Annotated in this window: 16 protein-coding genes; 12 read left to right on the top strand and 4 right to left on the bottom strand. The window is 59.1% G+C overall.

Going from position 1 to position 23,947, the window contains the following annotated elements:
- Window positions 1–346: 346 nt before the first annotated feature.
- The 10 genes from OXE05_03490 to OXE05_03445 all read left to right on the top strand — a co-directional run bounded on the left by OXE05_03490 (window position 347) and on the right by OXE05_03445 (window position 13,232).
- A complete protein-coding gene (locus OXE05_03490; protein MCY4436380.1) occupies window positions 347–1,258 on the top strand; it encodes a glutamine phosphoribosylpyrophosphate amidotransferase in 912 nt (303 codons plus the stop codon).
- Entirely contained in the window at window positions 1,243–1,956 is a 714-nt protein-coding gene (locus tag OXE05_03485; GenBank protein MCY4436379.1) for a glutamate synthase, read from the top strand. Before OXE05_03490 ends, OXE05_03485 begins: the two co-directional genes overlap by 16 nt.
- 234 nt (window positions 1,957–2,190) lie before the next feature.
- Window positions 2,191–3,540 carry an FMN-binding glutamate synthase family protein gene (locus OXE05_03480; GenBank protein MCY4436378.1) on the top strand — a complete coding sequence of 450 codons (1,350 nt, stop codon included), beginning with the start codon at window positions 2,191–2,193 and terminating at the stop codon, window positions 3,538–3,540.
- 157 nt (window positions 3,541–3,697) lie between these two features.
- On the top strand, window positions 3,698–3,958 hold the full coding sequence (locus OXE05_03475; GenBank protein ID MCY4436377.1) for a sarcosine oxidase subunit delta: 261 nt from the start codon (window positions 3,698–3,700) through the stop codon (window positions 3,956–3,958).
- A complete protein-coding gene (locus OXE05_03470; GenBank protein MCY4436376.1) occupies window positions 3,955–6,729 on the top strand; it encodes a 2Fe-2S iron-sulfur cluster-binding protein in 2,775 nt (924 codons plus the stop codon). Before OXE05_03475 ends, OXE05_03470 begins: the two co-directional genes overlap by 4 nt.
- Before the next feature lie 8 nt (window positions 6,730–6,737).
- A complete protein-coding gene (locus tag OXE05_03465; protein ID MCY4436375.1) occupies window positions 6,738–7,412 on the top strand; it encodes a hypothetical protein in 675 nt (224 codons plus the stop codon).
- Window positions 7,409–8,674 carry an FAD-dependent oxidoreductase gene (locus OXE05_03460; protein MCY4436374.1) on the top strand — a complete coding sequence of 422 codons (1,266 nt, stop codon included), beginning with the start codon at window positions 7,409–7,411 and terminating at the stop codon, window positions 8,672–8,674. Before OXE05_03465 ends, OXE05_03460 begins: the two co-directional genes overlap by 4 nt.
- Window positions 8,675–8,826: 152 nt before the next feature.
- Window positions 8,827–10,161: a type III glutamate--ammonia ligase gene (gene glnT / locus OXE05_03455; GenBank protein MCY4436373.1), complete on the top strand. Its 1,335-nt coding sequence runs from the start codon at window positions 8,827–8,829 to the stop codon at window positions 10,159–10,161.
- 219 nt (window positions 10,162–10,380) lie between these two features.
- Window positions 10,381–11,541: a M14 family zinc carboxypeptidase gene (locus tag OXE05_03450; protein MCY4436372.1), complete on the top strand. Its 1,161-nt coding sequence runs from the start codon at window positions 10,381–10,383 to the stop codon at window positions 11,539–11,541.
- A 254-nt stretch (window positions 11,542–11,795) separates the two neighbouring features.
- On the top strand, window positions 11,796–13,232 hold the full coding sequence (locus OXE05_03445) for an extracellular solute-binding protein (GenBank protein MCY4436371.1): 1,437 nt from the start codon (window positions 11,796–11,798) through the stop codon (window positions 13,230–13,232).
- A gap of 158 nt (window positions 13,233–13,390) precedes the next feature.
- Here OXE05_03445 and OXE05_03440 read toward each other — a convergent pair whose 3' ends face one another.
- A complete protein-coding gene (locus OXE05_03440; protein ID MCY4436370.1) occupies window positions 13,391–14,743 on the bottom strand; it encodes a S8 family serine peptidase in 1,353 nt (450 codons plus the stop codon).
- 387 nt (window positions 14,744–15,130) lie between these two features.
- Here OXE05_03440 and OXE05_03435 point away from each other — a divergent pair, with 387 nt between their 5' ends.
- On the top strand, window positions 15,131–16,573 hold the full coding sequence (locus tag OXE05_03435) for an extracellular solute-binding protein (GenBank protein ID MCY4436369.1): 1,443 nt from the start codon (window positions 15,131–15,133) through the stop codon (window positions 16,571–16,573).
- Window positions 16,574–17,006: 433 nt separating this feature from the next.
- A complete protein-coding gene (locus OXE05_03430) occupies window positions 17,007–17,720 on the top strand; it encodes a cytochrome c biogenesis protein CcdA (GenBank protein MCY4436368.1) in 714 nt (237 codons plus the stop codon).
- A gap of 160 nt (window positions 17,721–17,880) precedes the next feature.
- Here the strand turns inward: OXE05_03430 and OXE05_03425 are convergent, their stop codons facing one another.
- From OXE05_03425 to OXE05_03415, 3 genes are all read right to left on the bottom strand, one after another.
- Complete coding sequence (locus tag OXE05_03425) at window positions 17,881–20,664, bottom strand: molybdopterin-dependent oxidoreductase (GenBank protein MCY4436367.1); 2,784 nt, start codon at window positions 20,662–20,664, stop codon at window positions 17,881–17,883.
- A gap of 19 nt (window positions 20,665–20,683) precedes the next feature.
- Window positions 20,684–22,243, bottom strand: a complete 1,560-nt coding sequence (gene nrfD, locus OXE05_03420) for a polysulfide reductase NrfD (GenBank protein ID MCY4436366.1) — start codon at window positions 22,241–22,243, stop codon at window positions 20,684–20,686.
- A gap of 229 nt (window positions 22,244–22,472) precedes the next feature.
- Window positions 22,473–23,525, bottom strand: coding sequence for an NAD(P)-dependent glycerol-3-phosphate dehydrogenase (locus OXE05_03415; protein ID MCY4436365.1), 1,053 nt, complete (start codon window positions 23,523–23,525; stop codon window positions 22,473–22,475).
- Window positions 23,526–23,947: the final 422 nt, after the last annotated feature.

Raw genomic sequence — 23,947 nt, 5'->3', positions numbered from 1 at the left:
AGAGAAGCCGGCCATGACTCTCTCCAAGATGCGGCGCCGTCGGTACCATCCGCCCGAGACAAAGGTAGCGTGAAGTCGGGACATCCAACCTAGAGAGCATCTAGTACGCAACTAATGTATCGCGTGACACAACAGCAGTCGTTGCAGGTAGCAGCCCAACATCGCATTCCCTCGCAACCCCCAAGCGCTAGCGTGTACGTTGCGTGCTCAAGAATGCTATAGTATGGGATGATCTCCTGTGCAGCCACATGCGGGTGTTGATATCGCGCTCCACGCGAGAAGCGCTACGCAAATGGTTGGATAATGGACACATACGAATCCCAAGCAGTAGTCTAAGGAACGTCGCATGTGCGGCATAATCGGCTTTCTGGATAAGGCTGGCGAGGGCGCCGCGCCGGTTGGCAACACGGTGCTCACTATGCTCAACGCCCTGGCGTGCCGCGGCCCGGACTCTGCGGGTGTCGCGCTCTATACCGGCGCAAGCAACGGACACACCGTACTGCGCGTTAAGTTGGGCGAGAATGGCGCCTTTGAGGGACGCCGCGAGAACATCACCGAGCGCGTACAATCTCTGGGCGAAATACATGGTGAGTCAACCACCGAAGAGTACCTTCGCCTTGAGCTCGACTTTCAGGGTGATCCCCGGGAGCTCAGTGCGCTCATCGAGTCAGAGGCAGAAAACGTCGAAGTCGTAAGCATGGGCAATGCCTTGGAAATCGTCAAGCAGGTAGGTACTCCGGAAAATCTTGAGCAGACTCACGGCGTCTCGCGCATCACCGGCACACACGGGATTGGGCATACCCGCCTCTCCACTGAATCACGCGTAGACCTGAGTCATTCGCAGCCATTCTGGGCACACGGCATGCCTGACCTCGCGGTGGTCCACAATGGGCACATCACTAATTACCACAACTTGCGCCGGCTCTATGAGCAGCACGGCGTACGGTTCTATACGGAAAATGACTCTGAAGTCATCGGTGTCTACCTGGCAGACCGCATTTCGCAAGGCATGTCCCTCAAAGAGGCGCTCACTGCCTCCTTGTACGACCTGGACGGCTCCTTTAGCTATCTGGCCGCAACTCAACATGAGCTGGGCTTTGCCAAAGACCGCTTCGCTCTCAAACCGCTCCTCTTTACCGAAACGGACGACTCCGTTGTGGTCGCCACCGAGGAGATCGCAATTGAGAATGCGTTCCCGGGCATAGGCGGCGTGCGTGAGGCACAAGCGAAGGAAATACAGGTATGGCAGTTGAACTAGATTGCTCCGGCAAGACTGTCCGCCAGATCAACACTGCCATCAAAGCGCACATTGCCAGCGGAGAAGAAGAGGTCTTGGTACGCAATCCCGGCGCCCGGCACAACCTCGGCGTCGCGCTGCTCCAGCCCTCGACCGTAACTTTCGACGGTAGTGTAGGCTACTTCTGCGGCGGCTTAATGGATGGCGCCACGGTGGAAGTCAATGGGAGCACCGGCTGGGGTCTGGCGGAGTCAATGCTCTCCGGCACGGTCACGGTCCGCGGCAGCGCCGGCAACGGTGCGGCAGCGACAATTCGCGGCGGCACCGTGGTTATACACAGACATGCAGCGGCGCGGGCCGGCGTGGCTATGAAGGGCGGCCTCCTGTTGATTGGCGGGAACTGCGGCTACATGGCCGGTTTCATGGGACAGCGCGGTACCATAGTCGTTTGCGGCGACGTGGGCGATGCCTTTGCAGACTCTATGTATGAGACCAAGTGCTATGTGGGCGGCAAGATTGGCGAATTGGGCAACGATGCCGTTATAGAGAACCTAAGTTCGGAAGACACTGCGTTTCTCGAAACCACTTTCGCCGCGCATCTTCCCGAGCGCTTGGCCGAACTGACTTCGCGCCTGGCGGACTTCAAGAAGATCGTCTCCGGTCGCCGCCTGTGGAACTTCGATAAGACCGACTGGGAAGTTTGGCAGCAGGTGGTCTAACCGAAGAGACGCTTTAGGTGTTCGCGAGCAGTTCTCGCAGCAATAAAGAAACTAGCCCGCTCTTGCTCTTCGTTACACATGGGGTATGGCATCAACGGAGAGCAACCGCAACAAGATCCCACGATCGGGAGATCCAAAAGCTAATCCATAGACTGGTTTAGGAAACAAGAACAGATAACATTAGCCGCATTCCCAATTGAAAACAAGAAATCCTGGTAGGAGGAGCAAGGGACTATGACAGACGGCGAAAACGGCCGCCTGCGACCTAGCGGAACATATACCCCTGAAGTAATCGCCGAAATTCAAGAGAAGGCGCAACTCGGGCGCTACATCATGCGCGGTTTCGGCACACTGCGGGAGCGCAACTGGTCGACATTTGATGACCTTACTTTCCTCCCTTGCACCTTGACCCGCATCCCATTGGAAGGCTATCGCGAGCACTGCTCGACGAAGACTGTCATCGGTAGTCGCTACGCTGAGAATCCGATCGAACTCGACATTCCCGTTATGATTACGGGCATGAGTTGGGGCGCGCTATCCTACAATGCCAAAGTAGCGCTGGCGCAGGGCGCGGCTGCCGTCGGCTCGTCGAACACTACCGGCGACGGCGGCATGTTGGAGGCAGAACGGGAAAACAGTAAGACCCTCGTCTACGAAGTCCTGCCCTCCCGCTACGGGGTCAGTATCCACCACGCACGCGCCGCCGACGCCATTGAGTTGACGATCGGTCAGGGTGCAAAACCGGGTACCGGCGGTCTGCTGCTCGGCTCTAAAGTCTCGGACGTAATTGCCGAGCAACGGGATCTCCCTGTCGGTGTGGACCAACGCAGCCCCGCACGCCATCCGGACTTTCTGGGTCCCGATGACATGATCATCAAGGTCGAGGAACTCCGCGAGGCCACTGACTGGAAGGTGCCGATCTTCGTCAAGATGGGCGCAACGCGCGTATTCGACGATGTGCGCCTGGCCGCCAAAGCGGGTGCCGACGCAGTAGTGGTGGACGGCATGGAAGGCGGCACCGGCGCATCGCCGGAAATGCTCCAGGAACACACGGGCATTCCCACGTTGGCCGCAGTATGCGAGGCACGCGCTGCTTTGGAAGACTTGGGCCTCTATGGCGAAGTGCAACTCATCATAGCCGGAGGTATCCGGCACGGCGTGGATGCCGCGAAAGCCCTCGCCCTTGGCGCGGACGCCGTCTATATTGGTACGTCCGCCCTCATCGCGCTCAATTGTAATAAGTCTCTATACGTAGAAGACTATGAAGCGCTAGGCACGAAACCGGGCTTTTGCCACCACTGCCATACGGGTAGATGCCCCGTCGGCATTACGACCCAAGACCCGGAACTCATGAAGCGACTGCCTATCGACGAGGCCGCCGAACGGGTCTCCAGCTATCTGCGCGCGATGGTCTCGGAAATGCAGATGTTGGCACGTGCCTGCGGCAAGGCCGACGTACACGACCTGGACCCGGACGACCTGCGTGCTCTGACCTCGGAAGCCTCGATGATCTGCGGCATCCCCCTCGTCGGCACGAACCGCATCGTCGGCGGCGGACCTGGCTGGGAAGAGCGGGGACACTAGCCGGGATGCCCTGCAACTAAGTACCTGAGTCTTTCGCTCATCTTTGGAATACACGTGTGGGTGATTTGAGCGCATTTGTCTTGTGGCCTTCCTCCAAGATGGTAGAGACCTTGAGTCCTGAACAGGCCCTTGACCGTAAACTCGGTAAGGTATTTGCATGTCTTTCTTGATACCCTGTCCCAACTGCGGCAAGCGCAGCGTCTACGAGTTTCGCTTTGGCGGTGAAGTGAAGTCCCGGCCGGAAGCGGGTTCGAGCGACGAGGCGTGGCTGGGCTATAGTTACGCCACAGGTAACTCCGAGCGCTCTCAGAAGGAATGGTGGTTCCACACCTACGGCTGCCGCCAGTGGCTCTTTGCCGTGCGCGACACGCTGACCAATGACGTGACTGAGACCAGCCTGCCCGAGGACACGCTGTGAGCCGCAATTCTGAATCTCGTCATTCCGGCGAAAGCGGGAATCCATCTTCGGCCGCCTCGGAACGTAACGGGCATTCCGCCGTCACTTTCCATTTCAATGGCAAGCCCATCGAAGCCCAGCCCCAAGATACAGTAGCTTCTGCACTTTATCGTTCCGGACAGCGCATCTTCAGCCGCAGTTTCAAGTACCATCGCCCGCGCGGCCTGCTGTGCGTTTCGGGTAGGTGTCCCAACTGCATGATAAACGTGGACGGCACGCCCAACGTGCGCGCGTGCACGCAGCCGGTCCAAGACGGCATGCAGATCACTCACCAGAATGCCTATCCTTCCTTAGAATCCGATTTCATGGCCGTTGCCGAACGCTTTGCCTGGGCCATGCCCGTAGGGTTTTATTACAAGACCTTTACGCATCCCTGGATGTGGCATCTTGCCGAGCCCTTAATCCGGCGCGCGGCCGGCCTGGGCAAGATCGAGCGCGACCCGCAGCCAGATGCCGAACACCCCTACGAGCACGTCTTTCTGCACACGGCTACCGCCGTAGTCGGCGGAGGTCCTTTTGGATTGCGGGCCGCCCTGGACGTGGCAGAGCAGGGCGAAGAAGTGGTTCTGATCGACGATCAGCCGGAGTTGGGCGGTCACACACGCTATTCGGTCTCCGGCAGCGACAGTTCGAGCGCAGTCTCATTCCCAGAAGCCTCATCCGGTGGCCAATCCACTGATGAACTCTCAGCACTGGTGAAGCGTGTGCATGAGCATCCCAAAGTCACCGTCTTCACCGACGCCACCTGCTTCGGAATCTATGAAGACAATCTGCTGGGTATCGTGCATCAGGGTCCTGGATCTCCGGTAGCCCAGCGTCTCACACAACTGCGTACGGAGCGCATCGTCGTCGCCACGGGCGCCCATGAAATCCCGCTGTTGTTCGAGAATAACGATGTGCCCGGAGTCATGCTCAGTAGCGGCGTCCAACGCCTCATCGGCCTGCATGGAGTGAAACCGGGCGAACGTGCCGTTGTGGTTGGCACGGCAGAAGCAGCGGGATCAGTAAGCGGCGCGCTAGAGGCTGCAGGCACAGCGATTGTAGGAACAGTCCCCTTGGACCAAGTTGTCAAAGCCGTCGGTCGCAAGCATGTCTCAGGTCTTCAGACTTCCGAACAACTACTTGCGTGCGATCTTGTCGTCATGTGCGGCGATTGGGTGCCGGACGCAGGCCTCGTCGCCCAGGCTGGCGGCAACGTGGCATGGGATGATGAGCGGGCCGTTTTTGTCACAAGTGATTTGCCGGATGGCGTCTCGGCAGTAGGAGCAGTGACCGGTGAAACGCTGCCTCCTGCTACAACCCTCCCCCAGAATTCCGATGCGAACCCTAAAAAGACATTCGTTTGCCCCTGTGAGGACGTTTCGCTTCACGACCTGCGTACAGCTATCGATGAAGGCTTCGATCACATCGAAACGCTCAAGCGGTACACCACTACCACGATGGGGCCCTGCCAAGGCAAGATGTGTCATCAAGCCGCCATCGGGATCTGCGCGCAGCAGACCGGGCAGACAATACAAGAAACCGGCAGAACAACATCGCGGCCACCGACATCTCCCGTACCGCTCGGTGCGCTGGCAGGGCCGCACCTCCATCCGGTCAAGCGTACACCCATGCATGCCAAGCACGACGAACTCGGCTGTGTCTGGATGGACATGGGCGAGTGGAAACGTCCGCTCTACTACGGTACGCCGGATAGTAAAGAGGAATCAGTGGAGCAAGAGTACTGGGCGGTACGCCAGCGCGTCGGTCTGATCGACTTGAGCACCCTCGGCAAGCTCGACGTTATCGGCCCAGACGCCGGCAAGCTCCTGGACAAGGTCTACACCAATCGCTTTTCCGATCTGCGTGTAGGTCGCGCCCGCTACGGCGTCATCTGCGATGAGGCGGGCATTATCCTGGACGACGGCACCGTCTCCCGCCTTGGCGAAGACCATTATTTCATTACCACCACCACCGGCAATATCGAGTTTGTGGAGGAGTGGCTGGAATGGTGGCTCGCGGGCTCCGGCATGTGCGTGCACGTCACGAATGTCACCGGCGGCATGGGCGCCGTAAACGTGGCCGGCCCCAAGGCCCGAGACACAATCGCCAAACTTACCGACCGGGACCTCAGCAACAAGCGCTTTGGCTACATGCGCTGCCGCCAAGCCGACGTGGCGGGTGTGCCCAGCCTCATGCTGCGCATCGGTTTCGTGGGAGAGACCGGATGGGAGATTCACTTTCCGGCGGAATACGGCGAGCACATCTGGGATGCCATCATGGAAGCCGGCGCGGAGTTCGACATCCTGCCCTTTGGCGTGGAAACACAACGCGTGCTTCGCCTCGAAAAGAAACACGTGATCGTCAGCGTCGATACCGACGCCACGAGCAACCCCATCGAGTCCGACCTGGCCTGGGTAGCAAAACTTGATAAAGAAGACTTCATCGGCAAAGCAGCCATCAGCCGCGCGAAAGAACGTCCTCCCCGCGAAAAGCTGGTCGGTTTCACCATGGATGAGAATGTGCTGCCGCCGGACGGTTGCGTGATCATTGCCGACGGTCAGCCGGCGGGGCGCATCACGAGCGTGCGCTATTCGCCGGTGAATGAGAAAGTCATAGGTTTGGCCTGGGTTGCTGCAAGCCTTGCGGTCGCCGACCAGACAATAGAAATGCGTGTCGACGGCCGCCCGGTAACGGCCAAGATTAAAGACGAACCATTTTACGATCCCGCGCAGGCGCGACTCCGCCAGTAAGAGAATCAATGGAAGCACCACTTCGACAGTCTCCGCTCCACCATGTTGCCTCCGAATTAGGCGCGACGTTTAGCTCCCGCCACGGTTGGAACATAGCGGCGCAATTCGCAACGCCTGACGCGGAAGTAGCGGCCCTCAAAAGCGGTGTCGGCATCGCGGACGCGAGTTGGCTGGGCAAGCTGGAACTCAAGGGTCGCCAGCAAGAGTTGGAATCCATCACAATTGACGCAGGCAAGACATGGCGTCTGGCGCGGGGGCACTACTTTATTGCCTGTGATCCGATGAGCGGAGACGCAATTATCGCGTCGATAGAACGACAAGTTTCAGAACGAGAAAGCACAGACCCGGCGTGGGCAGGCTGCGTTCACGTGGTAGACGTGACCTCCACCCTTGTGGGCATCCTCCTCGCGGGCCCCCATAGCCGCGATGTGTTGCAGCGGCTCACAGCTCCCGATGTTTCCGATTCTGCCTTTGCTAACGGAGCCTGCCTTAGCGCCAGAGTCGCCGGTCTGCACGCGCGGATTGTGCGGGACGATCTTGACGCAACGCTGGCCTATTGGCTCTTTGTCGGCACCGAGTACGCCGCCTACGCCTGGGAAGCAATCATGCACGCCGGGCATCAGTTCGGCATAGTGCCCGTAGGCCATGAGGCCGCGCAACGCATGCGGAGTGCCAAACCATGATCCAGTTGTTTCGCAAGGAGCGCATGTGGCGCGCGCATGAACTCAAGAAAAGCTATGACGTCGTCATTATCGGCGCGGGCGTGCACGGTCTGGCTACAGCGTATTACCTGGGCAAGGACCACGGCATCACCAACGTGGCTGTCCTGGAAAAGCGCTACCTCGGCGCCGGCAATTCCGGGCGCAACACCGCCATCATACGTGCAAACTACCGCACGCCGGAAGGCGTCCCCTTCTTCGCCCGCTCGCTTCAACTGTATGAAGACCTGTCGCGTGAGCTTGAGTGGAACCTGCTTTTCAACCAATGCGGTCATCTGACCCTGGCCCACACGGATTCATCCGTGGACGGGCTGCGCGTGCGCGCAGAGACCAACCAGATCATGGGCGTGGACAGCCGCGTAATCTATACGGAAGAAATTCAGAAGCTCGTCCCCGCGCTCGACATGAGCGACCGACCGCGCTTACCCGTGATGGCGGCGCTCTATCACCCGCCGGGCGGCATCATTCGTCACGACGCCGTGGTGTGGGGCTACGCCCGCGCCTGCGACCGCATGGGTATCGAGATTCACCCATTCACGGAGGCGACGAGCATTGGCATTGACGGCTCAACCGCGAGTGACCACGCCAATGAGCCCCAGCACATCGGTACGCCGGAGGGCAAAATAACTAGCGTAGAGACCACAAATGGCAGCATTGCCACAGGCACCGTGATTAACTGCGCTGCCGGTTGGGCCACAGTGGTCTCTCGGATGGCCGGAGTTCCCTTGCCGATAGTGACTCAGCCTTTGCAGGCCTGCGTCACGGAGCCGCTCAAGCCATTTCTTGACAAGGTGATCGTCTCAGCCAATCTGCACGTGTACGTCAGTCAAACCGACCGAGGCGATTGCGTCATGGGAGCAGAAGTTGACCCGCTCCAATCCTACAGCATGCAGGGCACGCTCCCTACGTTGGAACAAATGGCCACCTACACCTTGGAGCTCTTTCCACAATTGCACAGTGTGAGCGTCCTGCGGCAATGGGCCGGCATCTGCGATATGACTCCCGATTTCTCGCCCATCATCGGCGGAGTCGAAGGCTTGGAAGGCTATCATCTGGACGTGGGCTGGGGTACGTACGGGTTTAAGGCCGGCCCTGTTGCCGGGAAGTACCTGGCGGAGCTCATCGCGACGGGCCAGACGCCAGAATTGATCGAGCCGTTCCGGCTCTCGCGCTTCCGTGAAGAGGCGCTGGTCGGTGAAAAAGCCGCAGCGGCAGTTTCACATTAGCACGTGCGCTACTTGTGTATCATGTAGACACAGATCAACGAACACAGCCCGTCATTCCGGCTTTCGCAGGAATCCAGCGGTGGGTGGGGATTAGACTGGTTGCTGTATCAGCAACACTTGGAAACGGTAATTGCACGTAAGGAGGCACACCCATGACACTCGACGAGGTCAAATCTCTGATCGCAGAGCGCGGCATCAAGTTCTTTCTCTGCTCGTACGTGGAGATGAGCGGCGCGCCTAAAGCAAAGTTGATCCCGGCAACGCACATCGATGACATGGCGGACGGCAGCGCCGGCTTCGCCGGCTTCGCTGCCGGCGACATGGGGCAGAGTCCCCACGATCCCGACATGCTTTGTCATCCTGATTTCAATTCGACGCTTGTCCTGCCGTGGCGGCCGGACATCGCCTGGGTATCGGGCAACATCCACGTCAACGACGTGCCGTGGCATTACGGGCCCCGCTCGATACTGCAACAGCAGTTGGCCAAGGCGGAAAAGGCGGGCTATCTCATGAACGTGGGCACTGAAGCCGAGTTCATGCTGCTCAAGCAAGACGAGCACGGCGGCTATGCGCCTTGGGACGCGCTCGACACGCTCGACAAGCCCTGCTATGACGTGCGCGCTTTGTACCGGAACCTTGACGTCATCACGACCCTGGTCGGTCATATGCAAGACCTGGGCTGGGAGCCCTATGCATCCGACCATGAAGACGCTACTTGCCAATTCGAGCTCAACTGGCTCTACTCCGATGCGCTGACGACGGCCGACCGCCACACCTTCTTCCGCTGGATGGTCAAGACCGTCGCCGAGGAAAACGGCCTGACCGCCACGTTCATGCCGAAGCCGTTCCAAGACCTCACCGGCAACGGCGCGCACTGCCACGTGAGTCTCTGGGATAACGACAACACGACGAACCTCTTCCTGGACGAAGACGACGAGAATGGACTATCGCAACTCGCGTACTGGTTCACCGGCGGCGTCCTGCACCATGCTCGCGCGCTTACGGCAGTGACCTGTCCCATCGTAAACAGCTACAAGCGCCTAATCCGCGGCCAGCCGCGCTCCGGCGCTACCTGGGCGCCGGTGTACGGCACCTACGGCGGCTCCAACCGTACCCAGATGATCCGCATCCCCGATCCGGGACGTATCGAAAACCGCATCGTGGACGGCGCGACTAATCCCTATCTTGCGTACACCGTATTGCTTGCCGCCGGCCTCGACGGCATTGCCAACAAGATTGATCCCGGCGTGCGCAACGACGATAATCTCTACGAGCTCTCGGAAGAGGAACTTCACCGCCGCGGCATTACGTTCCTGCCCACCAGCCTCCCCGAGGCGCTGGACGAACTCGACAAGGACGACGTTCTTAAGGAAGCCCTGGGCCGCGAGTACGCCGATTACTTCATCGCGGTCAAGCGCGACGAATGGAACCGCTACCACCTCAGCGTGAGCCAGTGGGAACTGGATAACTACATCGGCGTGTTCTAGTCGGTGTCTCCCGTTCTAGTGGCAATTGATCACGGCCACGTTTAGGCCATGCGTCTAAGACGTATGTGGCGCATAACGAACAAGCCGTACTCTGGCCTTTTGCCAGAGTACGGCCTTTTGCGTAAGCATGGCATGGCGTCAATATCAATGGGGTATACTCTCTATCAAATGTATAGTCGTTAGCACGCGTATGGTGGTCAGCAAAAACTGGAGGAAACAATGGCGCGATTCCACGATTCAGATGCCGGCATTACTTTGGACAACGAGTTCGAGTGCGCCAGCGCACGAGAATTCAGCAGGATCGGCCCCGGGCACTATGAAGTGCAGTTGCTCATAGAGAACTATAGCCCAGACTACCCGGTAGTTTGGGAGTACATGTTCTGCTTCCGGGTGCGGTCGCAATCTGAGCAGACGCAATCGGTGACGTTTCGCATCATGAAGGGGCGGGGCGGCATCAGCTACCTGGATGGGCCGCACTTCGCCAAGCGCAACGGCAAGTGGGGCCTCGTGCCTCGTTCCCAAACGCACATGACGCAGGAATACGTCGAGGTCACCCTCGACGTTGCTGCAGGCGACGAATTCTTACTCGGCAACCATCCCTTTCCCACACCGGCCGAAGTGGAATCCGCGATGCATGCCACTGCCGCTGCGCTGGACGATTTCTCCGTGCGCGAATTCGGACGGACGCCGGAAGGCCGTCCGCTCTTGGCGCTGGAGTCCCAGCCCCGCGACAAGACCGTCATTGTCTTCGACACGATGCAACCGGCCGAACCCGGCGACGTGCCGATTCTCTTCCTCGCCCACTGGCTGAGCAGTCGCTCCGCCGAGGCGGAAAGGCTCTTGGAAGAATACCAGTTCTGCCTCATGCCCTTGACGAACCCGGACGGCACGGCCCACGGACACTCGGTGACGAATGCGGCTGGAGAAGTGCCGCGCTGCCACTTTGAGGACGCCAAATTGGGCAAACCGGTCCCCGCTGAGGCCGCCACGACTTGGGCATACTTGGCGGAAAAGAAACCCACGGCGTTTATCGAATTCCACATCCATTACCTCGTACACGCCCCGCACAAGCTGGTAGGCGTCACCGTCAATGAACCCTCGGATGAACGCGGCGTCGTAGCCTTGCCCGCGGCAACGGTGCTCTGGGGCGAGCTCCTTAAGCTCAACAGCAACTGGCGGGCGCGCCTCATCGAGGCGGAGAGCGAGACCTTTCGCAATGCCCTTGACGGCACGTTGGCGCGAGACTTCGGCACTTTGGCTTATGTCTACCAGATCTACGCCCCAACCGTTGAAGCCGCCTGCGCCCATGCCGTGGACGTGGTACGGGCGACGGTCAACGGAGTGCAGGCCGCCACCGCACTCGACCTGCAAAACGCTTGAACCGGCCTCCCAAGAAAACTCACAGTACTGGGTTGCTTTTCAGCTAATATGTCTAGACAGGTACGGCTACCTGGTGTAACCTACAGACACGCGGTGATTGACACTAAAGTGAGTAGGGAACACGGCGGCGGCACCGCATCTCTTGATCAAAATACTTCAGCACAATTTGAATGGAGGCGCTAAAGACGGCAGCATCGCACCGTATTCCCTGTGCCCGGTAGCAACAGTGGAACGATAGAGAAAGGACGAGAGGAATGGCAATTCACAATCGTCATCTCACACGGAGAAGCGTCCTCGCCGGCATCGGCGGTTCATTAGGCGTCTTGGCAATCGCCGCGTGCGCGCAAGGAACGGCAACGCAGATGCCTGCCGAAGAGTCTGAGCCTGAGGAGGAGGCCAAGCAGGCTGAAGAAGCACCTGTGATGGAGACGGTAACGGTGCGCGCCGGTTGGATTTCCAACGATGCCTCAGTGATCGAGCCCTTCTACGGCGATCTGCTTGTCGCCAGCTTCGAAGCGGCGCATCCCAACATCAAGGTGGCGTGGGAAGGCGCGCCCGCCAGAGAACACCACGCCAAGCTCGCGACCCAGTTGGCGGCCAACGAAGCGCCGGACGTTTTCCACAGTGACGGAGTTCGCTACGCGCTCTTCCGCGACTCCGGGTACATCAACGACCTCGCGCCCTTCTTGCAGCGCGACGCCGGGGCACTGCAAGGCGTGATCGGCCCGGAATTTTTCCGCGACCCCGACGGCAGCACATGGGGTATCTCCAGCAGCATCGGCGGCGTCGCCACGGCCTACAACACCGCCCACTTCGATAAGTTCGGCGTCAACCGCCTGCCTGAAGGCGGAATCAATTGGAATCCGACCGATGGCGGTGAGTTCTTAGAAATAGCGCAAGAGCTCACCCAGCGCGGCAGCACCGAGGCGGACCCGGTCTGGGGCTTCTTCAACAACAAGCAAATCACCGGCGACGTGCTGAGCCTGCTCGTGCAGAACGGCACAAATTTCCTCAGCGACGACTACCGTCGCTCGCGCATCCATGAACCGGAGTTCATGGAAGTTGTGGAATTCCTGCACAACCTGGAATTCAAGTGGCAGGTATCCCCAGATCCCGAGCACGTCGCGCTGCTGCTGGAGGCGATACCAGAAGGGCAGACCTATCACGCGCCGTTCGCGTTCCAACGGACGGCAATGATGAACCTGCTCATGGGTCAGTCCGGCCGTTGGGGCGGTCCCGATCCGGAGAGCTTGCCGGTGGTGGCCGTGAAGTTCCTGAGCGGTCCCCAGAACGACAAGGTGCCAAGCGGAGGCCGGGTCATGGAGCATTGGGGCAGCTCGCAACAGCCCGATGAAGCCTGGGACCTCATGCGCTTCTTCCTGACAGACCACGAGGTGAACATCGCGACCTTCACCATACTCAAGTCCGGTCTGCCGCCCAATACGAATTTCTGGGACGACGAGCGGCTCTATGTGAAGTCTGGCCGACCGCCGCGTGAAATCGAGGCCTACATGGCCACGCTGCGCGAGGGCAAGGGCTACTACTGGCAGGTGAACGGCGTCTGGAGCGCCTGGATCGGCGCTTACCGCACCGGTCAGGGCGCGATCTGGGCCGGTGAAGCCACGGTAGAGGAAGCGATGCAACAAGCCAGCAAGGAGGCGCAAGCGGCGCTGGACGAGTATTACGGCTAGCGAGGCTGCGGCCTTTGTTTGGTTGTCTATTGATACGCAAGATGTCATACGCGCCGCTTCTCGCAATGAGAAGCGGCGCGTATGCTTCTAAATTCCATCTTGCCGGCACACATGCTCCATCAAATGAAGCCTGTAGCCATCACTCTCTCTCCATTAATCTAAATCGGCACTTTCTGTGCCATTGCCGCCAATCGTACATCCGCCTGCAGGCAGAGCCTACCCTCTTGCCGCTGCCGCTCGGAGAGTTGGCCCCGAGGATCGCAGACGACCACCAGGCTGTCCTTACCTTCCGGTATTCGGAAGGGCACCTCACACACCGCTTCCTCGCGTCCGACTACTGTCGGCACTAGTGCATGTCCCAGTTGCATGCCGCCACCCTCGTCAATCGGCCCATCAAAGACCATCAGTGCCACGTCGTGTGCGTCAATCACCCCTCTGTTCGCCACAGTTACCTGTACACGACCGATCTCTCGATTTAACTCAGCAACCTCCACCGCTGCAATTTCCAGGTCACACTCCACGCGGTCGACTGATACAGCCGCATGGGCATCGATAATGCCGTGGCCCATAAACGGATTCCAGCCGCTGCCACCGGCCGGCTGCTTTGCGGTATTGCGTATTACCATCCTGACCTGCTCGGCCGTAAGGCCGGGATGTCGCGACCACACGAGCCCCGCGAGGCCGGAGACATGTCCTATTGCCATGCAGCCGCCCGACCACTCTACGTAGCCGCCGTGCTCACCGGAAATCGTACTAAGAACGCCGTATTCCGCTTGGGGATGAGCACCCAGCGCGGCTGCCATAACGCATTCTTCCGCCAGCGGCAGAATGCGCCGCGAGGGATCATTCGCAAGGTCGTAGTCACGCCAGCCGGACGGCGCCGCGACCTCCGTGAGGTCGCCATAGTCGCTAAAGTCTGCCATGCGGCCGCTCTTGTCCGCGGAAGCCACATTGACTACACCCGGGCAGAGCGCGGGATACTTAGCGACATTGTGGGCCTGATTGCCGCCGGTAGCATTGACTATAAGCACATTGTGCTGCTGGGCATACCGGCAGGCCTCCAGCAGTTCCTCCGAATGCGGCGGAGTCCAGGCGCTGTAGATCGTGGGCAGGCCGTGCTTGGTAGTGTACATGTAGCCCACGTCGCTCAGATTGATGACCCGCGCGCCGTTGTCCACGGCAAATCGGATCCCGCGCGCGAGCTCGCCATCATGGTAAGTATTGACCCGCACGGGGAGAATACGGCACTCCGGCGCGACCCCGGCAATGCCGATACCGTTGTCAGCGCGCGCGGCAATAATGCCGCAAATGTGGGTGCCGTGATCGGTAGAGTCCTTGTGTTTGCGCGGTCGCGAGGTGTCGTCGAGGCTTTCGTCATCCTCCCACAAGTCCCATCCCGGCAGAATCTGGCCCTCCAGGTCGGGATGCCCGACGTCAATGCCTTTCTCGATGACAGCCACCACCACGTCCGGGCTGCCGCGCGTTGTTTCCCAGGCGTCTGGGGCCCTCATGAGCTGCAATCCCCATTGCTGTGCAAACAGTGGGTCATTAACTGGCACCATAGTCTCTATCCTTAATTTGCGCTTGGCACATGGCTTACGCTCAGTGTATACAGATTGGTGTTGGAGAGGCTCAACCTGCATTCACTATAACTTTCTTCAATAGCCTTGTCAATCCCTTTATGGTGGGAATCCTTCTTTCTACTTGACGACAAGGTATTGAATAGTACATTATCGGTATAAGAATCAGCGTTCTGCAGAGCGCCAACTCTGTTTGTTTCGAAAGGGGGGTTCCACAAGAGATATTGGCAGGATTGTGTCCATGGCGGGTGGCCATGTGCCCAATATCCGCTCTGGCGATCCGACTGATTGAAACCAAAGTTTAAGAGAGGGAAAGAAATGTCATTTGCACGAAGTCGTATTACGCGTCGGCGCATGCTCGCAGGCAGTGGCGGCGTTCTTGGCGCGATCGCGCTGGCAGCGTGCGGCACCGCCATGCCGGCCGATTCCGGCGAAATGCCGGAGCAGGCTGCAGAGGAGACCAAGGCCGAAGAACCGGCACCAGCAGAGAAGGTCACGGTTTCGGTTAGGTGGATCTCCAACGACCTTACTCGCGTTGAGCCATTCTACGAGAATCTCGTTGTGGCGCGATTCTACGAAAACTACGACAACATCGAGCTTGATTGGGTAGGCGACACCTACCGCGACACCATGAGCCAGCTCAATACGCAGTTGGCCGCCGGTGACGCTCCGGACGTATTCCACAACGACGGTGTCTTCTTCGCCCGCAACCGTGACGCAGGGTTTGCTCGGGCGATCACCGAGTATGTCCAGCGGGATTCTGCTCAGCTCCAGGGGGTCCGCGGTCCTGAATTCTTTACGGACGAGAAGCAGGATGTCTACGGCGTCTCCATGGGTGTCGGTGGCGCAGCGCTTGCCTACAATACCGACCATTTCGATCGCTACGGCATCAACCGCTTGCCTGCCGAAGGCATCGACTGGAACCCGAATGACGGCGGCACGCTGCTGGAGATCGCTTCAGAAATTACGGGCCGCGGCGAAAACGAAGATCCCAGGGTGTGGGGTTGGTTCAACAATAAGCAGGCCACTTTCGACATTCTGGGGATGCTGCTTCAGAACGGCACGAATTTCCTCTCCGATGACTACCGTCGTTCCCGCGCGCACGAACCGGAATTCATTGCGGTTATACAATTCCTGTGGGACTTGGAATTCAAGAATCGTGTTGCACCGGATCCCGACGCCGTCGCGGAATTCAATGCTTCCATACCTGAAGGAACATCGTACCACGGACCCTTTGCCTGGCAGCGGTCGGCCATGATGAATCTCGGCCTGGGCCAGTCCGGTTCCTGGGGCTCACCGGATCCAGAGAGTCTTCCCATTGTCGCCGTGGAGTACATCCATGGCCCGGCAAACAACAAGGTACCTGGCGGTGGACGTGTGGTGGAAATGTGGGGCAGCACTGAAGTGCCCGATGAGGCCTGGGAAGTGATGAAATTCCCCTTGATCGACCATGAAGTTCAAGTGGGAGTCTTCACTATTCTCCGTGACGGTCTGCCGGCCAATACCAACACCTGGGATGACGCTCGCCTGCTCGAGAAGAGCGGTCGACCGCCGCGTGAGGTGGAAGCGTACATGGCGCCCCTCAGAGAAGGCCGCGGCCAGTACTGGCAAGTCAATGGTGTGTGGCTGGAGTGGTGGCGCGCGTTCCGTGGCAATATGAACCGCGCGTGGGCCCAAGAGGTCACCGTCGAGGAAGCCATGCAGACGGCAAGCAAGGAATCACAGGTTGTGCTGGACGAGTACTACGCAAACCAAGAGTAGATTCCATCTGTACTTGGCATAGCAACGAGGAGGGTCTTGTGGCCCTCCTCGCTTTTTCTTGCAAGGCACACAACGCATGTGCAGTTACCGGTTTTTCTCACTATGCAGCGCATAGCGCCGGCATGGGCAAATTGAGGCCATTACACCCTCAAACGTATGCAAGCATACACACGACTGTGAGAAACTGAGGTATTCTGGACTTAACAAGGGACCTTCATTCGATGAGAGCACGCAGACAATTCAGTGATGCCCAGCCATGCTCGATGCCCATAAGAAGATTGCGCATCCTAAGCGCTGCCTCACTCACTCTAGAGGTGAAACCCTACCGATTCATGCCTTCGCCAAGGCAGAGTCTAGCTATCAGACCTTGCTCGAGAGTTGAAACATTGCTGATTCAGCAGCACGCACGTGAAGTCAGGAGTACAACTGCGAGATGACACCGCTCCTCACCGCCCTCGTCGCCTTCGGCGCCGGCATTGCCTCGTTCCTCTCACCGTGCGTACTGCCGCTTGTACCGGCCTACATTGGTCATTTGGCGGGAACGAGTGTATCTGAGGAGCAGGACGCCCAAGCAACGATGCGCACCGTCGCCCACGCGGCCTTTTTCGTACTCGGCTTTTCTACCATCTTTGTGCTGCTTTGGACACTCATCGGCCTGGTGGGCTGGGCGATACAGGGGTACACTTTCTATCTGCGCTACATCGGAGGTGTGATTCTCGTCATTTTCGGGCTGCACGTTGCCGGAGTCTTTCGCGTGCGCTGGCTCAACCAGGAGCGCCGTGTTTATGTCGACCGCAGCCGCCCGCGCAGCTATCTCACGTCGTGGCTTGTCGGCCTCACTTTTGCGGCGGGCTGGACGCCCTGCATTGGCCCCATCCTCGCCGGCATCATTGCCCTGGCGACGACACGGGAGACGGTGGGGCAAGGCTCATTACTCCTGGCACTCTACTCAGCCGGACTTGGCATCCCGTTCTTGCTTACCGCGGTCGGACTCTCCCGCGCGGTGCCCGCCATACGCTGGATGAATCGGCACGGCCATACCGTGGAGGTAGTCAGCGGCGGTTTCCTGATCGTGGTGGGCGTAATGCTATTTACGAACACGTTTGCCCTCCTCAATGCCTACTTTGCGTGGATCCCGGTTTTCTAGCCATGGGGTAACAGAGTCCGCTTAGTCCGGTAGCGCAGGTTTGCAACCTGCATCCTATGGTGCGGAAACGGCTCGAGCATGCGCCATCGACCAAGAACGAAAAAGCGTGGGAACGATGTTCCCACGCTTTCAAATTTCTCCCGCAAAATACTCAGCCGCATCACGGCATGCGATACACCTCTGTCGCCGGTTTTACCGGGCGTGGAATCCACAGCGGCCGGCGCAACGCATTCGTACCCTCTGCAGGGCGGGTCTTCTTCATCCACTCCAGGTACACCTGGTGAGACTTATCAGTATCCACAAAGACATCGCCGTATTGATCGTCGGCGCCTGCCGTTTCGACACACACCTTCTGGTGCCAGCAGTGCATGCCGCTCACCGGGTCCGGGTGCACCGGGAAGGTCATATTCTGATGCACGCCGGAATCTTTCCACCAGACGCGGTCTGAATCCGGGTCCGGGCTCTCGAATGGCCTCACGCCTTCAATTTGCCGCATGAACCACTGCCCGTCCTTTACCTGCTTCAAGTCCACGTGGGCGGTCGACCAGCGCTCGCCGCCACTCTCCTTCGAGAGTCGCCAGCGCCCCAGGTGGTGTGAACATGCCACAATCCCGGGACGTATGCCCTCCGTGACCCAGACACGTATGACGAAATAGCCCACTTCCGTACTTACTCTGGCAAGGTCGCCGGTCTCAAACTCAAGCCGCTCGGCGTCCTTTGGGTGCACCCAGAGCGGATTGGTGTGCGAAATCTCATACAGCCACTTGGCATTTCCCGCCCGCGTATGGATGAGTGTCGGCAGACGGAACGTGGGCAACAGGACGTATTCACCCTTGCCGTGGTCGATGTTATCTCGATGCACGTGACTCCTGATGTAGGTCGGCACGGCGTATTCCGACCACTTGAACTCGCGCATTGTATCGGAGAAGAACTCCAGCTTGCGGGAAGGCGTATGGAACCCTTCAACCGCCGTGCCATCCACCTCTACTCCAAGCACTTCGCCGTTCTTCCGCACCTGGTGGGTAACGGGATCAACCTCTGCCCCGTCAAGCTGCTCTGCGGACAGCGGGTTTTCATGCACAGCGTAGGTGTCCCGCTTCACTTCGAATGCGCCGTACTTGCGCATGTACGCCAGGGGCGCAAGCTCCTCTTTTTCCGCAGCCTCCGGCAGTCCCGGTACACTATTCTCGAATATCCACTGGTAGTATTCGCTAATCGTCAGCTTTTCACCGGGCCGGTATGGAGACTCGAAGAATTCCCGCACGCCCAAGCTGCCATCGGGGTCGATGCGCCAGGAAAGCTCAATCCAGAACTCATCCTCTTCCCACACCTCACCGGGATTGGCTTCGTAGGTAAACTCGACGGCATCGCCGCTCTTTTCACGCGCCACCCGCAGCACCGGTTGGCGGAAGCCGATCCAAGCCCCGGCTTGAGTCTCTTGGCTCATGAGATCGTGGCGCTCGGCGCCGTTGCCCATGGGCAACACGTAGTCCGCAAACCAGGCAGTCTCGCTCCACACCGGCGTCAACGCGGCATGGACACCCACCTTATCTTCGTCGCTCAGCATTTCGATCCACGAGGCCCCATCGGGATTGGTCCACACCGGGTTATAGACCCGCGTAAAGTAGGTATCCACCTTGCCGCGTCCTTCCTTGAGAAAGTGCGGCAATAGAATGCTCATCTCATGGTGCGCCAGCGGAAATTCCTTCGGCCACAAAAGCTCGCTCCATACCTGCTGCGGCGGGGGTTTGATGTAAGGCGCCGGCGCGAACTTATTCCAACTATTTGGCGACGTGCCGCCGCGCGTGCCGATGCTCCCCGTCAACACGCCGAGAAAAGTCAGGCAGCGGGAAACTTGCCAGCCGCCTTCATTGCCGGAGGCCGCACTGCGCCACACGTGGCTGGCAAAAGCTGTGCCCGCCGCGGCGATCTCGCGCGCCACCGCAACGATCTGGCTAGCGTCTACGCCACTCTCCTGCTCGGCAAACTCCGCTGTGTACGAGGCATAGAACTCTTTGATGGCGGCAATAAAATTGTCGAATGTTGCATCCACGTCAGGATGCTCAGCGCGCATGTACTCGTGCCAATTCAGCCATTTCTCCATGAAGTCGCGGTTGTATCCGTCTTCCTGCAAGATGACGTTTGCCATGGCAAGCAGCATTGCTGCCTCAGAACCCGGCCATGACGACAGCCAGTAGTCTGCCCGCGAGGCAGTATTTGAAAGCCGCGTATCGATGACGGCTATCTTGGCCCCTGAGAGCTTGCCCTCAATGATCCGCTGGGCATGGGGATTGAAGTAGTGCCCCGTCTCCAGGTGAGCGCTTATTAGCAGCATGAACCGCGAATTGGCGTGATCGGGCGAGGGTCGGTCCGCGCCTTGCCAGAGCGTGTATCCCAGACGCGCGCCTGACGAGCAGACGTTGGTATGGCTGTTATGTCCGTCCACGCCCCAGGCCTGGAGCACGCGGTCCATGTAACCGTCGTGTCCGGGACGACCCACATGATACATGACCTCAGTGCGCCGGTCTTCCTGTAGTGCGCGTCGAATGCGCGCTGCGAGCGAATCGAGCACTTCATCCCACGTGGTCCGTTCCCACTCGCCGGAGCCACGGGGCCCGGTGCGCTTCATGGGATAGAGTATGCGCTCCGGATCATGCACTTGGTTGATAGTCGCCGGGCCTTTCGCGCAGTTGCGGCCGCGACTGCCGGGATGCGCCGGATTGCCCTCGAATTTGCGAATGCGCATGTCTTCTTTGTCGATGTACGCCAGCAGGCCGCACGCGGACTCGCAGTTAAAGCATACGGTCGGGACCAGCATGTAGTTCTTCGGGACTTTCTGAGGCCAGGCTTCCGGGTCGTATTCAGTCCAGTCGTCCCACTGCTCTACCGGAGGGTAGTTCGCAAGCTGGCCTGACTCGGGAAACTGTGGTTTGAAAACCGACATTGCGCGGTTGCTCCTCTCGCTAGCTCAGCGGCAGCGCTTGACCGGCTCTTACCCAAATGTCTTCAAATAGCAGCAACCCAACGAGCGCGCACGCGCCTGCAACGATCACTGCAGCCGGTGCAAGTCCCAATGGGATCGCGATAAGCAGTATTACCGGCAATACATGCCCAGCACCGACCACACCGGCCCAGAAGCGCTGCGAGTACTGGCCCCGCAAGATCATTTGCGCGGCCTTGGCAGCATCCCTCGTGCCATGCGGCAACCACAGCTCGCCAACCAAGATGATGAAGAGGTTGGCAATCAGGCCCCAAAGCAAAACGGTGCGCAAGAACTCCTCGGTTTGTACGGTCGTCTCGACTACTGTGCCAAGGATTGCCAGTGATGCGGCGCCGGCCAACGCGGCCTGCACCAAGAGGTGCACCGGCAACGCGGGGCTCAACCACAGGTCGCGCGCTTTCGACTGCGCAAAGAGAAAGCCCGTATAGATGGCAGCGAGGATTGCCAACACGCCTCCCGGCCACCAAAGCACTTGCATCAGACCTCCCGCTCCGGCCAGCGCAGCAAGTAAGCTTAGACCTACAACTACGGCAAAGAACAGCAAGATGTACGTGCCGATGGCAACCCAAGATCGCCATTGCGGGCGAATGAGAATGGTATAGAAACGGTCGGGGCGCTGAAGGTCCCAAACCAGTAAGCCGGCCGTAATTGCGAGGAATATCAAGGCCAGAATTGGGCCGCCCCACGCCAGCAGCGGGTTGTCAGCTACCAGGCCCAGCGCAAGGCCCGCAGCGGGCAGCAAGAATGCGCCTGCGGCGATTGATTTCGTCCAAATGTACGCGCTCACTTTCCATCCCCAGGGCGTCGGGTGATCAACGTCGTACACCGTTTTAGCCGACTTTGCCACCAGGTCCTGGAGCAAGAACTCACTGTCCTGGAGCATGTTCGGGTTCTGGCCGTTGCCGTTGGCATTCGGCATTTCACTCCACATGCCGTAATCCTTGACCGGAGTCGCGGCCGAAGGGGTCAGGCTGCTTTCGTCGGCATCGATATAGAAGAGCTTCGGTACCGTGCCTTTCTCGGGCTTGCGCACCTGCACCGGCTCGCGTGAGATTAGCTTGGAGATGTAGCTCGTCGGATCGTCCAAGTCTCCCGATACAATGGCCTGGGTGGGACAAACCACCTGGCACGACGGTTCCAACCCAACCTCAACGCGATGCGCGCAGAAGTTGCACTTCGCGGCGGTATGCGTATCAGGATCGATATGCAGCGCATCATACGGACATGCCTGCAGGCACGCCTTACAGCCAATACACCGCTCGGGATCGAAATCGACGATGCCATCTTGCTCGCGGCGATACAGCGCCGTGACCGGACAAGACGGGATGCAGGGAGCATCATCGCAGTGATTGCAGCGGAGCACCGTGAAGTGGCGGCGGTTATCAGGAAACTGGCCTGTCTCGACGTACTTCACCCAGGTGCGGTAGACGCCTAACGGCACGTCATGCTCGGACTTACACGCAACCGTACATGCATGACAACCAATACACTTGCGGTTGTCGATTAGAAAGCCAAATCTCATAGCGGTTCCTGTGCACGTAAAGGAGTCATTCTGGTGCCCAATTATACAACAGAGCCTGCCGGGCTACCAATTTGGAAAGCCTGCACAGTTCGGCCTACAAAACTCTCTCCCCGCAGCGGGTGGATTCAAATTGCCAGGGCAAGCCCTCAGGCTTTGGTGGGAAATTCCATTGAACGGTCTCAGCTTCAAATGCACTATGTCCTATCCTTCTCCGCCAATGCAACTGGATTCAAAGGGATTCAAGACTGGCGCTATCAAGTTCGTCACGCGGCGCGCGTTCCAGGAGTTCCACCGTTGCCTGGGCCACCGTGGTGCCGCCTTTGAGCACTTCATGCAGCAGCTCCGTAATCGGCAATTCCACGTCGAGACTGCGCGCCAACCGCACGGCGGCACGGGTGGTCGGCACACCTTCAGCTACGTTGTCCATCGAATCGAGGATTTCATCGAGCGACTTGCCCTGCGCCAATTGTTCGCCAACGTGCCGGTTGCGACTCTGCCGGCTGGCGCACGTCGCCATGAGATCGCCGAGCCCTGCCAGTCCGGCAAATGTGAGCGGCTGCGCGCCCATCGCCACGCCAAGCCGCGTCATCTCCGCAACGCCGCGTGTCAACAGTGCCGCCTTCGCGTTGTCACCAAGGCCCAACCCATCGCAGATACCGGCTACGATCGCCATGACATTCTTGAGCGCTCCGCCCAGCTCGACACCAATGACATCAGTGCTCGTATAGATGCGAAAGCGCGGCAGCATAAGCCTCTCCCGCGCCCTGCGAGTCAATTCGGCATCCGTGCCCGCAAGCACGGCGGCAGCGGGCTGGCCTCTGGCAATCTCGCGGGCAAGATTGGGACCCGAAAGCGCTAACACGCCACCTGGAGCAAGCTCCGGTAGTTCTTCCCGGATCAACGCGGACATCGTCTTGCCGGCTGCGGTCTCAAGACCCTTTGTCGCCGAAACTAGGAGAGAGTCGGCCGTTACGCCCGGCGCAATCCAACGCAGGTTCCGGCGCATTGCTTCCGAAGGCACCACAAGCAGGACAATCTCGCTCCCCGGCAACGCCGCCAGGGGGTCGCCGGTGATGTCCACGGCAGGCGGTATGGGAATTCCCGGCAGGAAACGCCGGTTTTCTCCGCAATCCCGCAGTTGCTTCGCCTCATCATCAGTGCGAGCCAGCCAGCGGACGGCGCGGTTTCCAAGGGCGAGTTGCACGGCCAGCGTGGTGCCCCACATGCCTGTGCCGACAACGGTGATCGCGCTTTCAACTTGCCGATGGGCGCTTTTCGTCATACTAAGCCTCTCACACTCTTCTGCCAGCAGACTGAGGCAAACTGACACACGCGTAGCCGCACATATCCGACGTATCTACACGTGTTACACGGCAATACTGGCCTCAAAGCGCCTTATCCAAAATACTGTCTAACCACTTGTGCCACAAAGCGGGGGACAAGCCCCCGCGCTACGGCTTGTTAACGAGGTTCGCGCTTACTTTGGCACGAAAACATGTGACGGCCGCAGGTTGCAAACCTGCCCTACTCGTGCCACAAAGCGGGGGACAAGCCCCCGCGCTACGGCTTGTTAACGAGGTTCGCGCTTACTTTGGCTCGCAAACATGCGACGGCCGCAGGTTGCAATCCTGCGCTACTCGTGCCAAAAAGCGGGGGACAAGCCCCCGCGCTACGGCTTGTTAACGAGGTTCGCGCTTACATTGG

This window comes from Chloroflexota bacterium (genome assembly GCA_026710945.1).
Taxonomy (GTDB): Bacteria; Chloroflexota; UBA11872; order VXOZ01; family VXOZ01; genus VXOZ01.
This window is presented reverse-complemented; position numbering and strand designations above follow the sequence as displayed.

Coding starts and splice junctions, on each gene's coding strand:
- OXE05_03490 (MCY4436380.1), top strand. CDS start 347: ATGTGCGGCATAATCGGCTTTCTGGATAAGGCTGGCGAGGGCGCCGCG.
- OXE05_03485 (MCY4436379.1), top strand. CDS start 1,243: ATGGCAGTTGAACTAGATTGCTCCGGCAAGACTGTCCGCCAGATCAAC.
- OXE05_03480 (MCY4436378.1), top strand. CDS start 2,191: ATGACAGACGGCGAAAACGGCCGCCTGCGACCTAGCGGAACATATACC.
- OXE05_03475 (MCY4436377.1), top strand. CDS start 3,698: ATGTCTTTCTTGATACCCTGTCCCAACTGCGGCAAGCGCAGCGTCTAC.
- OXE05_03465 (MCY4436375.1), top strand. CDS start 6,738: ATGGAAGCACCACTTCGACAGTCTCCGCTCCACCATGTTGCCTCCGAA.
- OXE05_03460 (MCY4436374.1), top strand. CDS start 7,409: ATGATCCAGTTGTTTCGCAAGGAGCGCATGTGGCGCGCGCATGAACTC.
- glnT (MCY4436373.1), top strand. CDS start 8,827: ATGACACTCGACGAGGTCAAATCTCTGATCGCAGAGCGCGGCATCAAG.
- OXE05_03450 (MCY4436372.1), top strand. CDS start 10,381: ATGGCGCGATTCCACGATTCAGATGCCGGCATTACTTTGGACAACGAG.
- OXE05_03445 (MCY4436371.1), top strand. CDS start 11,796: ATGGCAATTCACAATCGTCATCTCACACGGAGAAGCGTCCTCGCCGGC.
- OXE05_03440 (MCY4436370.1), bottom strand. CDS start 14,743: ATGAGGGCCCCAGACGCCTGGGAAACAACGCGCGGCAGCCCGGACGTG.
- OXE05_03435 (MCY4436369.1), top strand. CDS start 15,131: ATGTCATTTGCACGAAGTCGTATTACGCGTCGGCGCATGCTCGCAGGC.
- OXE05_03430 (MCY4436368.1), top strand. CDS start 17,007: ATGACACCGCTCCTCACCGCCCTCGTCGCCTTCGGCGCCGGCATTGCC.
- OXE05_03425 (MCY4436367.1), bottom strand. CDS start 20,664: ATGTCGGTTTTCAAACCACAGTTTCCCGAGTCAGGCCAGCTTGCGAAC.
- nrfD (MCY4436366.1), bottom strand. CDS start 22,243: ATGAGATTTGGCTTTCTAATCGACAACCGCAAGTGTATTGGTTGTCAT.
- OXE05_03415 (MCY4436365.1), bottom strand. CDS start 23,525: ATGACGAAAAGCGCCCATCGGCAAGTTGAAAGCGCGATCACCGTTGTC.